14 protein-coding genes are annotated in these 14,565 nt (G+C 59.2%); 9 read left to right on the forward strand and 5 right to left on the reverse strand.

All coding sequences use genetic code 11. From position 1 onward, the window contains the following. Nucleotides 1–91 precede the first annotated feature (91 nt). Both RWJ89_RS10200 and RWJ89_RS10205 read right to left on the reverse strand, forming a co-directional pair. Nucleotides 92–796, reverse strand: a complete 705-nt coding sequence (locus tag RWJ89_RS10200) for a type 1 glutamine amidotransferase domain-containing protein (RefSeq protein ID WP_168281634.1) — start codon at nt 794–796, stop codon at nt 92–94. 79 nt (nt 797–875) lie between these two features. Beyond that, nucleotides 876–1,382, reverse strand: a complete 507-nt coding sequence (locus RWJ89_RS10205) for a YybH family protein (RefSeq protein WP_077981242.1) — start codon at nt 1,380–1,382, stop codon at nt 876–878. Between the two features lie 348 nt (nt 1,383–1,730). On the opposite strand from RWJ89_RS10205, the gene RWJ89_RS10210 reads away from it, so the two are divergent. The 7 genes from RWJ89_RS10210 (at nt 1,731) to RWJ89_RS10240 (ending at nt 8,026) form a co-directional block, all read left to right on the forward strand. Next, nucleotides 1,731–2,456, forward strand: coding sequence for an SDR family NAD(P)-dependent oxidoreductase (locus RWJ89_RS10210; protein WP_168257900.1), 726 nt, complete (start codon nt 1,731–1,733; stop codon nt 2,454–2,456). Continuing rightward, complete coding sequence (locus RWJ89_RS10215; protein ID WP_131640290.1) at nt 2,450–2,920, forward strand: RidA family protein; 471 nt, start codon at nt 2,450–2,452, stop codon at nt 2,918–2,920. Before RWJ89_RS10210 ends, RWJ89_RS10215 begins: the two co-directional genes overlap by 7 nt. A gap of 40 nt (nt 2,921–2,960) precedes the next feature. Then, on the forward strand, nt 2,961–3,965 hold the full coding sequence (locus RWJ89_RS10220; RefSeq protein WP_131661191.1) for an enoyl-CoA hydratase/isomerase family protein: 1,005 nt from the start codon (nt 2,961–2,963) through the stop codon (nt 3,963–3,965). Between the two features lie 153 nt (nt 3,966–4,118). Further along, the gene (locus RWJ89_RS10225) at nt 4,119–4,652 is read left to right on the forward strand and encodes a hypothetical protein (protein ID WP_132609789.1); all 534 of its coding nucleotides are present in this window, start codon (nt 4,119–4,121) and stop codon (nt 4,650–4,652) included. Between the two features lie 33 nt (nt 4,653–4,685). Continuing rightward, entirely contained in the window at nt 4,686–5,309 is a 624-nt protein-coding gene (locus RWJ89_RS10230; RefSeq protein WP_025394189.1) for an isochorismatase family cysteine hydrolase, read from the forward strand. A gap of 286 nt (nt 5,310–5,595) precedes the next feature. Then, nucleotides 5,596–6,264: a VOC family protein gene (locus RWJ89_RS10235; protein WP_077981247.1), complete on the forward strand. Its 669-nt coding sequence runs from the start codon at nt 5,596–5,598 to the stop codon at nt 6,262–6,264. Between the two features lie 475 nt (nt 6,265–6,739). Beyond that, nucleotides 6,740–8,026, forward strand: a complete 1,287-nt coding sequence (locus RWJ89_RS10240; protein WP_168281632.1) for an epoxide hydrolase family protein — start codon at nt 6,740–6,742, stop codon at nt 8,024–8,026. 128 nt (nt 8,027–8,154) lie between these two features. On the opposite strand, the gene RWJ89_RS10245 is transcribed toward RWJ89_RS10240, so the two are convergent. Next, nucleotides 8,155–11,001, reverse strand: a complete 2,847-nt coding sequence (locus tag RWJ89_RS10245) for an ATP-binding protein (RefSeq protein WP_168281630.1) — start codon at nt 10,999–11,001, stop codon at nt 8,155–8,157. 263 nt (nt 11,002–11,264) lie between these two features. Here RWJ89_RS10245 and RWJ89_RS10250 point away from each other — a divergent pair, with 263 nt between their 5' ends. Continuing rightward, the gene (locus RWJ89_RS10250; protein ID WP_168281628.1) at nt 11,265–11,918 is read left to right on the forward strand and encodes a response regulator transcription factor; all 654 of its coding nucleotides are present in this window, start codon (nt 11,265–11,267) and stop codon (nt 11,916–11,918) included. A 95-nt stretch (nt 11,919–12,013) separates the two neighbouring features. Here RWJ89_RS10250 and RWJ89_RS10255 read toward each other — a convergent pair whose 3' ends face one another. Further along, on the reverse strand, nt 12,014–13,015 hold the full coding sequence (locus RWJ89_RS10255; RefSeq protein WP_168281627.1) for a L,D-transpeptidase family protein: 1,002 nt from the start codon (nt 13,013–13,015) through the stop codon (nt 12,014–12,016). A 118-nt stretch (nt 13,016–13,133) separates the two neighbouring features. Here RWJ89_RS10255 and RWJ89_RS10260 point away from each other — a divergent pair, with 118 nt between their 5' ends. Further along, nucleotides 13,134–14,027, forward strand: a complete 894-nt coding sequence (locus tag RWJ89_RS10260; protein ID WP_168281625.1) for a LysR family transcriptional regulator — start codon at nt 13,134–13,136, stop codon at nt 14,025–14,027. A 101-nt stretch (nt 14,028–14,128) separates the two neighbouring features. Here the strand turns inward: RWJ89_RS10260 and RWJ89_RS10265 are convergent, their stop codons facing one another. Beyond that, entirely contained in the window at nt 14,129–14,443 is a 315-nt protein-coding gene (locus RWJ89_RS10265; protein WP_025394182.1) for a hypothetical protein, read from the reverse strand. Nucleotides 14,444–14,565: the final 122 nt, after the last annotated feature.

The following is a 14,565-nucleotide window of genomic DNA, read 5'->3' on the forward strand; positions in this document are numbered from 1 at the left end:
CAGGCGGCACGGCCTATGCGCAGGCGCTGAGCAGGAAGTCCCGTTTGCGACCACGCATGCTGAGTTTGTCAGCTGGCCACCCGGCTGTGACTTATGCGGCGCTCGAACCGACAGCAGACGGCTGGGCGAGCAGTTTGACCAGGGCTTTCGCACCGGCAGTCGAAGAGGCCGGGTTCTGTCCGGTGATCAACCGGCCGTCCGTGATGGTAAAGCTCTGCCAGTTCGGCGCTTTTTCATAAAGTCCGCCGAGACGCTTCAATTCATCTTCGACCAGGAACGGCACGACGTCGGTGAGTTGAACCTCTTCCTCTTCGCTGTTCGCGAACCCTGTGACGCGTTTTCCCTTGACGATCGGCGCGCCCTTATATGTCACCCGATGCAGCACGGCAGGTGCATGGCAGACGGCGGCAACGGGCTTGCCGGAATTGTAGAAGGATTCGATCAGGGAGATTGAATCCGGGTTGTCGACCAGATCCCACATCGGTCCGTGGCCGCCCGGATAGAACACCGCGTCGAAATCCTCCGAGCGCATGTCCGCCAGCTTCAAGGTGCTGGCGAAATCCTTCTGCGCCGCTGCGTCCTGCTTGAAGCGCGTCATCGCCTCCGTCTGGTTTTCCGGCAGATCGCTCTTCGGGTCGACCGGCGGCTGGCCGCCCTTGGGCGAGGCGAGGACGAGTTCAACGCCGGCATCGCGAAAGACATAATAGGGCGCAGCTCCTTCTTCGAGCCAGAAGCCCGTCTTTCGGCCGGTGCTGCCAAGAATGTCATGGGACGTAAACACCATCAGGATCTTCATCTGTCGCTCCTTCTTGTTCGACTGCAGTCGGAACCGGCTGCGTGAGGAGAAGTATGGCAAGTTTCCGCTCGCACCACAGTTACACCTTGGTATCGGCGATACCTTGGTATTGGCTGCCTTTCGCCCTGCCCCCAAAAATCAAACGTTGGTAGTCTGCAAGCATCTCGGGGTCTTCGACGGAACCGTGGTGGTGGAGTTGTCGCCAGGCGTCGTTCGTTCGAACGAACCAGCGTGTCGTACGAAAGGCGACATCGAGCCTCTCCTCGGGTGTCTCGCATCGGCCTCTTTCGCGGCCGACAAAGAGGTGCCAGTCTTCTCCGCCCTGGCTGGTGAAGTCGTGGAATACCACCTGCACCTTCGCCTGACCTTCGAAAAGCCTGGAATACCCCTCGGCAATCGCGCCCCAGCCACGTCGGATTCCGCCGATGGGATTGTCCATGCTCGGAGCGTCGCCCTCGACCCAGACGGCTTCCAGCGCCGTCATGTCGGCAGCGTTGAACGCCCTGTAGAACTCGATCAGCGCGTCTAGAGGACCGTCGCCGGTCTTCGCCTCGTTTCCCGTTATCTCTCGGAGATGCGTCTGCATGTCAGAACCTCTTTCCGCTTGGTTTTAAAGAAGCGCCGGCTCGAGCCGGCTTGCTGAGGATGCGGAAAGGAAAAAGCGGATTCCATTAGACGATGGTGTCGCCAACGCGCGGATTCGGCTTCCTCCAGTGATCAACGCTCGGTCCCGCCATCCGACCCAAAGGTATCGGCGACACCTTCGTACAATAGGCGGCGACCGTTTTTGGCGAGATGTTCCTGACAGAACGGCAACGGAGACGTCGAAGCCGTTCCCGGCTGAAGGCCGGATCGACACACAATTCGCGATCGAGGCAGCGCCCGGCCATGGTGGTGGGCGGCTGGTCGGTGCGTACCAATAACGGAGGCGGAAATGAGCCTGCACAAGACAGTGGTGATCACCGGCGCATCCCAAGGGATCGGCGCCGGCCTCGTGAAGACCTTCCTCGATAAGGGATACAATGTCGTCGGGACATCGAGACGCATCAGCGAGACGACCGCGTTCGAGCGCAATGACAGGCTGGCGTTGATCGACGGCGACGTCGCCGATCCGGAGACCGCCGAGCGTGCGGCGCAGCGGGCCGTCGAGCGGTTCGGGTCGATCGACGCGCTGGTCAACAACGCCGGCATCTTCGTCACCAAGCCTTTCCTCGACTACACGATCGATGACTTTCGGCGCCTCACAGCCACCAATGTCGAAGGCTTCCTTCACTTCACCAAGTGCGTTGTCAGGCAGATGCTTCGTCAGAAGTCGGGAGGAAGCGTCGTCACCATCACGTCGTCGCTGACGGATCATCCCATCGCCGGTGTGACGGCGTCTGTGCCGATGATCACGAAAGGCGGCCTCAATGCCATCACCAAGAGCCTGGCGCTGGAATTCGCCAGGGATAACATCCGGGTCAATGCGGTGTCGCCAGGTGTGGTCGATACGCCGCTACATGCGACGAACCCAAAAGATTATCTCAAGTCGCTTTCGCCGATGGGAACGATCACGGCCGTCCAGGAGATCGTCGACGGCGTCGTGTATCTGACCGAGTCAGCGAATATTACCGGGGAGGTGCTGCACGTCGACAACGGCGCACATTTGGGAAAATGGTAGGCCGCGACCCCGAGGGGCGCCTGCAGGAACTGGGGATCGTGCTGCCTCCCCCGCCGACGCCCTTCGGCGCCTATGTCGAGGCGATCCAGTCAGGGCCGCTGCTGTTCCTGAGCGGCATGCTTCCGGTGGTTGGCCATGATCCCGTCTACTTCGGACGGGTCGGCGAGGAGCTTTCGACCCTTGAAGGCTATGATGCCGCGCGCATCGCCTGCCTCAGCGGCATCGCGGCCGCGAGGTCGCATCTGGGATCGTTGAACTCCGTTCGTCGCATTTCCAAGCTCGGCGTCTATATCGCGACATCCGACACGTTCCGCGAACATCCGAAGGTGGCAGACGGCGCCTCCGAGCTTCTGCTCGACATGTTCGGAGCGGAAAGGATTCCGCCGCGCATCGTTCTGGGCGTCACCAGCATCCCGCTCGGAATGCCCGTCGAAATCGAACTCATTCTTGAAATCGAACCCTAGCGAAGGATTTCGCTGACCAAGCCCAGACATGGAGACAATCATGACACCCACATCATCGAAAAGGTTGCGGTCCCGGCTTGCTCTCGCCGTCGTCGCCGCGTCATCCACGTTTCTGACAGCCGCTGCGGTCCTGATGCTGCCAGCACTTGCGCTCTCCGGCCAGTCGCCGGTCAAGCCGGACAGCACGGTACAATCAAAGCCCGGGTCCGAAACGGCACACGAATCCCAGATCAAAGTGGACAAGCGGACGCCGGCCTATTGGCGGGTGACATTCGACAACCCTCCGTTCAATATTTTCGGTCCGGAGACCATTCCGCAGCTCGAGAAGATTATCGCCGACATCGAGACTGATCCGAACCTCAGGGTCGTCGTGTTCGACAGCAACGTGCCGGGCTTCTTTCTGACTCACTACAATTTCACGCCGCCTCTGGAGGAGTCGACTAGCCTTCCCTCAGGGCGCACGGGTCTTCATCCGCTTCCCGACATGCTGGTGCGATTGAGCAAGGCGCCGGTCGTATCGATCGCCTTGATCCGTGGGCGCGCCACCGGGGTCGGAAGCGAGCTCGCCCTGGCAAGCGACATGCGTTTTGCGAGCCGGGAAAAGGCCATTCTGTCACAATGGGAGGTCGGCGCCGGCTTCGTGCCGGGCGGCGGTCCTATGGCACGGCTTCCCAGGCTGATGGGCCGAGGGCGCGCGCTTGAAGTCCTGCTCGGATCCGACGACATCAACGGCGAACTGGCCGAGCAATATGGTTACGTGAACCGTTCGTTCGCAGACGACAAGCTCGATCCCTTCGTCGACTCGCTTGCAGCGCGCATCTCCGGATTTGACCGGGGAGCCATCGCGGATACGAAACGGCTGGTCGATTTCGCCAGCCTGCCGACCGACCCGGAAATCGGTGCCGGCTGGGACGCCTTCATTTCCTCGGTCCAGCGTCCCGTGGCGCAAAAGAACATCGGCCGGTTGATGGAGATGGGCCTGCAGACGAACCCAGACATCGAGTCGAGGCTCGGCCATTACACGCAGACTTTGGCCGATAAGTAGGCTGAAGAGGCGCCCCATGTGAACCAGCAAGTCGCACGGCGCCTACCGCAATATTCGGTAACGGTTTCCCTGTGACGACACAGAATCCACTACGCGGGATTGCACGCCTTGTCGTGCCAGCCCGCCCATCACGATGAACAATGGAGAGATGACATGCACAGCGTTGAGAACCAGATCGTCGATTCAAGCTTTTCCGCCATCATCAATGCGCCGATCGAGAAGATCGACATCCCCCGTTGGTGCTTCACATTGCCCGAGAAGGACTACCAGGAATGCTCTCCAGCCCACATCGCCGCCGGCTTCACCACGGCGCCGGACGGCAGACGGATGTCGATCAATGTCGAGACCATCGGCGGCAGCCTGATGGTCCAGCATTACGTCGAGACGCTCGGTGAGAAGGATCACCTGATCCTCGACTCCCACTCGGACGTTTTCACCCCGTCGGGGCGCACGACCATCCACGTGACCTGGGAGTTGAGCGCCAAGCGGATCGACGAGGCGAGATGCGAGTTCACCAACCGCGTCAGGTCCTATGCGACGGACGAGATGCTCACCTTCCTCGACCGCCAGGGGATTCCATTCGACATCTTCCGGACGCAGCGCCAGCCGATGTCCATCGCTCACAATAAGGGCGAGACGCCGCTCTTCGCCGCGAATATCGAGCGCGCCGCGCTCCGCAATAGCTGACCGTCTAAATCTAGTTGCCGCACGGAGAGCACCATGAAATCCCTGTCATACGATCCAAACAACACCGGCCTGGTGGTGGTCGACCCCTATAACGACTTTATCTCTGAGGGCGGAAAGATCTGGCCTCGGATCAAGGAGGTGGCGGAAGCGAACAACTGCGTGCCACATATGCAGGAGGTCTTGACCGCAGCGCGCGCTGCAAAGCTTCCCATCTTTTTCGCCATGCATCACCGGTACCGAGAAGGCGATTATGAGAACTGGAAATTCGTGGCGCCGATCCAGCGCGCGGCGTGGCACCGCCGAAGTTTCGAATCCGGGACCTGGGGCGGAGAATTCCGTGCCGAATTCGTTCCGGCCAAAGGCGAGATCGTTGCGTCCGAACACTGGTGCTCAAGCGGATTTGCCAACACCGATCTCGATTTGCAGCTGAAGCGGCACGGGATCGAGAGGATCATCGTCATCGGACTGGTTGCTCACACCTGCATCGAAGCCACGGTCCGCTTTGCCGCCGAACTCGGCTACGACGTCACGGTGGTGAGGGACGCCGTTGCGGACTACTCGGACGAGATGATGCATGCGGCGTTGGAAATCAACATGCCCAATTACGCCAGCGCCATCGTGAATACGAGCGATCTTGTTGAAGCGCTTGCAGCGTAACAAGCGCGTTGCGAGGCGCCAAAGCGGCCCTCTGCGGACACATTCCGCCGGGGGCGAGCGCACGCCTTAGGGGTGAACAAAGGGTCTTGGTCTGCTCTGTCGGACAAACGGAGGCGTTTTTGCGTGCGGGCGTCACAGGCGTCCGGCGCGGTCTTCATCGACCATCGCGGATTATCGCCGCAACAATATAACCGACACCATGGGACAATGGACGGCCGCACGGGGCTGGCGCATCGTCCGCAGCGTCACGGGCAATGCCCATCACGCTCATTACGGGAGATTGAAAATGTCTATCCAGGAACGCAATAGGACTGCCGCAGAGAAGGTGCATGACGTCGACATGAAGCTCGAAGTCGTGGTTATTCCGGTTTCCGACGTCGATCGAGCAAAGGCCTTCTACACCGGGCTTGGCTGGAGGCTGGACGCCGACGTTTCCGGCGCGAACGGTTTCCGGGTGGTTCAGGTGACACCGCCTGGCTCCCCGTGCTCTGTCATCTTCGGCAGTGGCGTCACCTCCGCCAAGCCGGGTTCAGCGCAAGGCCTTCATCTCATCGTTTCCGACATTGAGACGGCTCATGCGGCGCTGGCCGCCCGAGGCGCTGCAATGAGCGGTATCTTTCATGATGTCGGCGGCGTTTTCCATCATCAGGACGACGAGGGTCGTCTTGCCGGACCGCATCCAACTCGCGGCAGTTACTCATCTTTTGCATCGTTCAGCGACCCCGATGGAAACGGCTGGCTCTTCCAGGAGGTGACGGCCAGGCTGCCGGGCCGCATCGCCGCCACCGGCGCGGCATTTTCATCGGAGAGCGACCTTGCGAGCGCCTTGCGCCGCGCCGCTGCTGCCCATGGCGAACATGAGAAACGCACCGGCGGCAATCATGATGAGAACTGGCCAGACTGGTATGCGCAATACATGATCGCCGAGCGCTCAGGACGGCCGCTGCCCGATTGACGGCTCCATTTTGCACGGCCGGCATGTGCCATGAAGAGAGCTTCCGGCGCTGCGCACAGGAAAGGCCGCTGCAAGTGTTACGACCGAATCTGGATTGGGCCGCCATCTGCGATGATGGCGGCCTTCTCCTCTTTTGCCATGATCGAACTCCCCCGTTTCAACGGAACATCGGCCGCGGCCTCGCCCAGTTCGATCGGATTTTAGCCGACTGAACGAGCAAGAGATCCCCGCTTTGGCCACGACATCAATGATCTCGCCCTCACGACCTTCGCACCTTGAGCAGGAAAGAACCTGCCGCTTCAATGGAGCCGGCCCCGTTGCTCCGCCAATGTCGGCCTCGACAAGCTCTAAGGGTCTTTTTGCCATCCACATGCGGAGCCGATCCAATGGTATCGGCGACACCTTGGTGCAATAGAACCTCGTCTCCGCACATGAGAGCTTTGGCGCGTCGAAATTCTGAACCCAGGAGAGCCCCATGTCATCCATCTCATCCTCAGTCACTCGCCGCACGCTTTTGGCAACCGTCGCGGCCGCGGGCGCGCTCAGCGTCCTTCCAGCCTCGATCGCCCTGTCCAAAGCCGGTGGCGAGGAAATTCGTCCCTTCAAATACAAGGCGACTGATGCCCAACTCGACGATCTCCGCCGCCGCATCGAAGCAACGCGCTTTCCGGATCGCGAGATCGTCGATGACAATACCCAGGGCGTTCAATCCGCGACCATCGAAAAGCTCGCAAGGTATTGGGCAAAGGACTATGACTGGCGAAAGGTCGAGGCGAGGCTGAACGCCCTGCCCCAGTTTACGACGACAATCGACGGCGTCGAGATCCATTTCATCCATGTGAAGGCTGAGCGCGACGGCGCCCTGCCCATCATCGTGACACATGGATGGCCGGGGTCGATCATCGAGCAGATGAAGATTATCGAACCCCTTACCAATCCGACTGCACACGGCGGCTCGGCGTCAGATGCTTTCGACGTCGTCATTCCTTCGATCCCTGGCTATGGCTTCTCCGGAAAGCCAACCGAGAAAGGCTGGGATCCCATCCGGATCGCGCATGCCTGGATCGAACTCATGAAACGCCTCGGCTACTCGAAATATGTCGCTCAGGGCGGCGACTGGGGCGACGCCGTGACTGAGCAGATGGCATTGATCGCCCCGCCGGAGCTGGCCGGGATCCACGTCAATATGCCGGCCACCGTTCCGGACGACATCGCCGCCGCGCTGCGGCCGGGAGGCACCAAGCCTGCAGGACTGTCGGCCGACGAGGAACACGCCTACAACCAGCTCGATGACTTCTACAAGCATGGCCTCGGCTACGCGATCGAAATGGCAAACCGCCCGCAGACCTTGGTCGGCATTGCGGATTCACCCGTTGGCCTTGCCGCGTGGATGATCGATCACGACATCCGGAGCTACGAGCTGATTGCCCGCGTCTTCGACGGCGAGACGGAAGGCCTGACACGAGAGGATATCCTTGACAATGTGACCCTCTACTGGCTCACGAACACGGCCGTCTCGTCGGCACGCCTTTACTGGGAGAACAAGCTTGAATTCTTCGCTGTGAAGAATGTCAAGATTCCGGTGGCGGTCAGCGTATTTCCCGACGAAATCTATGCGGCGCCCCGGAGCTGGACGGAGCGGGCCTACCCGAACCTGATACACTACAACAGGCTCGCGAAGGGCGGGCACTTCGCAGCTTGGGAGCAGACGGCGGTGTTCTGCGAAGAGCTCCGCACTGCGTTCCGTTCAGTCAGAACGTAAACGCGTTTCGGCCGCCTGCCTGGTCGCCGGTTTTCCGGCGGCCTTGCTCCATGTGACATGGACGTGGGTCCATATCTGATTTCGGTTGCGACGCAGGGACTGTCGTGCAGCGATTTTCGGCCTTCGCTTCAGCCCAGACCGTCGATCAGCATCTTTGCTCGTGACAGTTTGACGCTGGAAAATCCTTCCGTGAACTGCTGGTAGATCGGAAGGAGGATATTGCGAGCCGATCCGCCTCCAGCATTGCGATCAAGGAATTCGACGAGGCTGATTCCTGCCGAAATCTGCCAGTAAATTCCGCCTTGCGCGGAGGCTTGCTGCATTGCCTGTTGGTACAAGTTTTGGACATCAGAGGCGTCGCTGATGTTCTGAATGGCTAATATCTCGCCCTTCCTTCTCAAAATCTCTGGCACCATCCACCGGTAACCTTTTTGCTCCGAGAAATGCAGAGCATTTCCTATTTCCTGAAGCGCCTCATTAAAACGACCGGCCGCCTGCAACGCAGACGCCAGCTCGCATAAGAAAAAAGGATAAAAAAGCAGGTACGCGGCTTCACGCATTTCACCAATGCCGGATTGAAGCGCGTCGATTCCATTCATAGGATCGCCCGATCGAGCCGCCAGACTTCCCTTCACGCATAGGCCAACCGCGTGAAAAGGGCGCAGGCCATGCTGCAATGCGTGGTCGAGCAACTCTTCGCCGTATTCCTTGGCTCGATGCACTTCGTCAAGGCTTAGTGAAACGAAGGCAGCCGACCATGCGAGAGCAACACATAAGACGAATGGCTGCCTTGTTTCGCGTGCTTCCCGGATCGACTCCTCAGCCGTTCGAACCGCCGCGTCCAACTGACCGCGTGAGATCAGGTTTACCGTATTGTGGGCCATGGAGGACGTCCGAACGTCGGCCCCCAGCCTCAGTATATCTTTGCGCCGATTGTCGAAGGGGAAATGCCTCGCCGCCCAATCAAGCCGCTCGCCAGCTTCCTGGTGCTCCGCCTGATAGGTTTGAGGGATTCCCACGAGCCATGCGGCCGTAGCCCGGGACTGTATGTCTCGTCCCTTGACGACTTGCTCGTATTCACGCGCAAACACCAGCGCGTCTTCCAATTCCATCGATCGGGCGGAGAACAGCCAAAGTGCGCATGTCACGCGCTGCTGGTAATCAAAGTCATCGAATGCCTTTGCCAGCGACAAGGCACCGGTCAGCAGGTCCCTGCCGCGATGGCTCATGCCTTGGGTGTAAATCAGCGCGAATCCGAGAGCGCATCGCAAGACCATCTCCGTGCGACTTCCGCTCTCCTCGCCGATCTGTTCGAGCGCTTTTTCCGCCCAGTCACCCGCCTCGGAAACGAGCGACGTGGCAGTCCAGAAGTCGCTCGTGGTGGCGGCGAGCCTTGCGCCCAGAATTCCGTCCCCATCGGGCGAGAGTGCCCATCTCAACGCGGCACGCAGATTGTCGATCTCCCGGCGATAGCGAGCAATATCTTCGATCGCAGCCTGAAGATGGCGCTCCTCCGAAAACGGCCGAAAGAACGACAGAAAGTACTTCGCCAGCCGACGCATGGCGCGTTGGTAGCTATCACGGACGCCGAGTTTTTCGCGCGCGTACACCCGCACGGTTTCGAGGAGACGCCAGCGAGGACCTGTTTCCGCTCCTTCGAATGTCACCAGAGACTTCGAGACGAGATTAGAAATAGCGAGAGCCGTTTCCGCCTCGGTCTCCCCACTGACCGCCACGGCGGCATCCAGCGTAAAGCCCGCCGGGAAGATCGCCAAACTGCAAAGCAGCTGGCGTTCGGCTTCCGGCAGCAATTCATAGCTCCAGTCCAGCGCCGCGCGGAGTGTCTGATGGCGAGGCAGAGCCGTCCTACGTCCGCCGGTCAGCAGGACAAAGCGATCGTCCAGTCGGCCGGCGATCTGTTGGAGACCGAGGGTCGCAGCGCGGGCGGCGGCAAATTCGATGGCGAGCGGAATTCCATCGAGATGCCGACATATCGTCGCGATGGCAGACAGCCTTTCCTCGCTTGGCGAAAAATCCCATAGCAAGGCCCGGGTGCGAGCGATGAAGAGCTGGACTGCACTATGTTCCAGAGCGTTGCCGAGATCCTCGCTCGCCGGAACCTCGAGCGGGGGCACGCGGTAAGCGAATTCGCCCTCGATACGGAGAAGCTCTCGGCTTGTCGCGAGCACCGATACGTTTTGGCAAGCGCGCACGATCGCCTCGACCATTGCGGCGGCTGCGTCGATGACGTGTTCGCAATTGTCGATCACCAACAACATCTTCCTCGTTCCGATGGCGCGCGCCACCAGCTCTGCGGAAATGTCGTCTCCCTGAAGATGCAAATCGAGGGCTTGAGCCAGCGTTGTGGGAACAAGGCTCGGATCCGACAGGGATACAAGTTCTACGAAGAAGGCGTCGCCGTCCAGCGATGGCAGCAAACGGCGGGCGATTTCCGACGCAAGCACGGTCTTTCCGATACCGCCGGGGCCGGTCAGCGTAACAACTCGATAGGCAGAAGTCAGGTTCAGGACTTGGGTAATCGTCGTCTCGCGGCCCACCAAATCAGACATCGAGGCCGGAATATTCGTAAAAAACGAATTCCTAGTTGACCGCGGGTGGATGGGAGGCGTCGGCGCCGGCGCGTGTGCTGATTTACGATGGCACGTCCACGCGCCGAGGATACGATAGCCTCGACCAGAAATGGTCTTCAGCAAATTCCTATCTTTTCCGAGCGCCTTACGAATTGCCGATATGTGAACCTGAATTGTATTGTCTTCGACGACGAGTCCGGGCCAAACGCGCTTCATAAGGTCGTCTTTGGATACAATACCACCTTCCGAAACCACGAGTGTTTCCAGAATTTCAAATGCCCGACTGCCGATGGGTACTGGCGCTCCCATGGCACGCAGCTCTCGCTTAGCGAGGTCAAGCTCCCAACCGCAGAACTCGAAAAGGCCTAGCTCGATCTGTCCCAAAGCACTCTCTCATCCGTCCAGGCAATGGTATTTAGGCCATAAAACCATAGAAACGCCCCCTATTCCAAGGGCACGGGCCGCGCACCAAAGCAGCGATTCAGATTTTTTCAGAATCTCTCATAGTACTTAAGTCCCATTTTGAATCGCTATCCACTAAAAGAAATTCCAGCAGCGATCGCGACAATCAACAGTCGGACGCGAGTACAATTCATTTCTAAGATCTTTGCCCACAGATTCTCGACACAATTTAAAGGAGAATGGCAATGTACACCGGCAACCACCCGCATGCCACAACGCGCAAGGCGCAGAAACTCTCACCGGAAGACGCAATCGTCGTCATCTTGAGTGACGACGATACTATCTCTTCGGCTTTAAACGCAAACATCTGCTTAAACGGTTGGCAGCCGCACCTTTATAAATCTAGAACGGAATTTCTGCCATGCCCAGGGGCGGACTTTCTAGGTTGCGTTGTTCTTGACGCGAGGCTGCCTGATCTCACCGCGTCTGATCTGACACATCTAATATGCGCGCATGCTATCCGTTGCCCGGTGATCGTCCTCACCGGCCATGGCGGTCAAGCGATGACCGTGAATGCAACGAAATTTCATGTCAGCTTCATACCACAGCCCTTCGACTTGAACGCTCTCACGGAAAAGATTGATGCGGCCATTCTGGCCACCGTGGAGATAGGTCGCCTCGAGGGAAACTACCGGACGCTTACGCCGCGAGAGCGGGAAGTCATGAAGTTCGTCGCCGAAGGGCTACTGAATAAGCAGGTGGCGTTCAAATTGAACATTAGCGAGATCACAGTGAAGGCTCATCGCGGTCAGGTCATGAGGAAGATGAACGCCCGAACGTTGCCGCATCTGGTGAACATGGCAGCGAAGCTCGATATCGGCGTGGGATCCCTGCATTAGTTTGTAGCCTGACAGGCGGTCGGGGATGCCGGGAAGCGCCCGACGTCCTATCGGCAGCAAACCCGAGAAGGGATCGGAATAGAAATATATTCCGTTCACTTCGGAGCGGCGGAACTGCCTTTGACGAAGTCCACCATGACGCCTGGCTTGACCATGCCAGCCAGCTCTTCGGCATCCCAGTTCGTCAGCCGCACGCAACCATGCGATCCAACCTTGTCGATGAGCTTCGGCTCAGGTGTCCCATGTATTCCATAGGTCGGTTCGGTCAGGTCGATCCAGACCGTACCAACAGGACCGTTCGGCCCTTTCGGGATCGTCAGGACCTTGTTGTTCTTTCCCTGCTTGAAGTTGCGCTTCGGGTCATATCTGTAGACCGGCATCCTCGCGACGCCCTTGACCTTGTGCTTGCCTGACGGCGCCGGATTGTCTTCGCTTCCGATTGTTGCGGGATAGACTGCAAGCAGCAATCCATCCGCCGCATAGGCGAGCACCTGCCCCGTCTTCCTGTCAGCCTCGATCCTCTTGACCTTTCCGTCCCTTGGAGGACCCGGGTTCACCACCCACACAGTGTCGCCGGGAGCAAACTGCGAAGCCGGGTTGAGCGCATGCACGAGATCGATACCCATGTGGAACCGCTCTGATAACTTCTCGGCAACGCTCGTATATCCCAAGCTCTGCATCTTTGCCTTCTCGCCATAGTCTTCAGGGATCTTCTCAACCAGACCCGCCGCATCCTCTGGCGAGACGACATAGCTATCAACGACAGGAGCATTGCCTTCAAGGCGGGAGGCGACCTCTGGATCCAGCCTCCCATCGACAGGAAGATTGTTCATCGCCTCGAAGCCGGCCACGGCCTTGTCGACATTTTCGCCGGGGAGGCCATCGATCACGCCGGGAGACGAGCCTGCGCGGTCGAGCAGGACCTGAAGACGGACGATCGCAGGGTCTGGATCTCCCGGCGCAAGCTTCTCAGTCCCGATGGACGCAAACGACGCGGTATTGATGTCTTCGGGTCGGAGCTCCCGCGCGGCTGCACCGCCAACGGAGAAGGCCAGAGCGAGCAGCGAGATCGGCAGGGCTGTTTTCATGGACGACAAATGGCCGGCGCCGCAACTTGTTCCAGTGCGAACCGGCCGGGCAGGTGTTCACGATGATTTCAATGTCCAGTCTCTGCAAATTCAGTACAACCGCCCTTTGATCCGAAGGAGATCGTGAATGCCCCGCGAGAGCGTCAACGACTTGATGGCCTTTCTGGCGGTCGCCCGGGAGAAGAACTTTACGCGAGCGGCTGCGAAATTGGGCGTATCTCAATCGGCGCTCAGCCACACTGTCCGCCAGCTCGAGACGCGGCTTGGAATCCGGCTTCTGACCCGTACCACGCGGGCCGTTTCGCTCACCGACGCAGGGGAGCAGTTGTTCCAAGGCGTGGGACCGCACTTCGACGAGATCGATGCTCAACTCGACGCTCTCACCGAGCTCCGGGACAGGCCCGCGGGGAACATTCGCATCACGGCATCCGATCACGCGATCAAATGGATCATCTGGCCGAAACTCCAGCGCTTCCTACCGAACAACCCTGACATCAAGGTGGAGCTGATACGCGAGAACGGGCTGTCTGACATCGTGACCGAGCGCTTCGACGGCGGCGTCCGGATGGGAGAGCAGGTGGCGAAAGACATGATCTCAACACGTATCGGGCCTGATTTCCCTTTTGCCGTCGTCGGCACGCCCTCATATTTCGACGGCAATGGGGTTCCGGAGCATCCGCAGGACCTCGTCCGCCATAACTGCATCAACGAGCGCCTGCCCACATATGGCGGCTTCTGGGCATGGGAGTTCGAAGACAACGGGAAAGAGATCAGGATCAGGGTGGAGGGACAGCTTGCCTTCAATAACTCCTATCAGAGTGTGGAAGCGGCGCTGGACGGACTTGGCCTGGCATACGTACCGGAAGACGTCGCGCTACCTCATATTGTGGAAGGCCGTCTGAGACGCGTGCTGGAGGCCTTTTCCCCACACTGGGATGGCTACCATCTATACTACCCCAGCAGAAGGCAGTCCTCTCCGGCTTTCGTGGCGCTCGTGGACGCCCTGCGCCATCGAGCTTGATAGCCATCTTGCTTTTCTTGGGCGCCCTTTGAGCAGGGAACGCTGACGCGCAGGGATCGCTTTCGGTGGGGCGCTAAATTGAACGCCCATCGGTGACCCTCTCAATGAATTATCTTTGACCGCTTCTCCGCATGCGAAATTCCATCGAGCGTCGCCATAAGCTTTTCGAACTCGCTCAAGACTCGATTGAACTCGGCGTCCTGCATGGCGGCGATTTCCGATATCGTCGAGGACACGGACTCAATCAGCGTGTCGATCCAAACGCAGCGCTCGGCCGGGACATGACCGAGGACCTGCTGCCTATGCGTCTTCAGCTCGCGCAGGATGCGAACGATAAGAGCGCCACGGTCCGCCCTGCTCAAGAACGGAAGCCTTGTCTGCGCCTGCTGGATTTCCGTTATCAGCGTCGTCGCCATCCCCGATCTCCGACGTTCGAATGCAACCAGTTATCACAACCACAGCGTTTCCAACATGGACTTTGGTCTGAGTGACCATATCGGTGCGGTTCAGTACTTTCTTCGCCACCACAGCCGATCGG

It is taken from the genome of Rhizobium sp. 10PS4 (genome assembly GCF_032464805.1).
GTDB lineage: Bacteria > Pseudomonadota > Alphaproteobacteria > Rhizobiales > Rhizobiaceae > Rhizobium > Rhizobium laguerreae.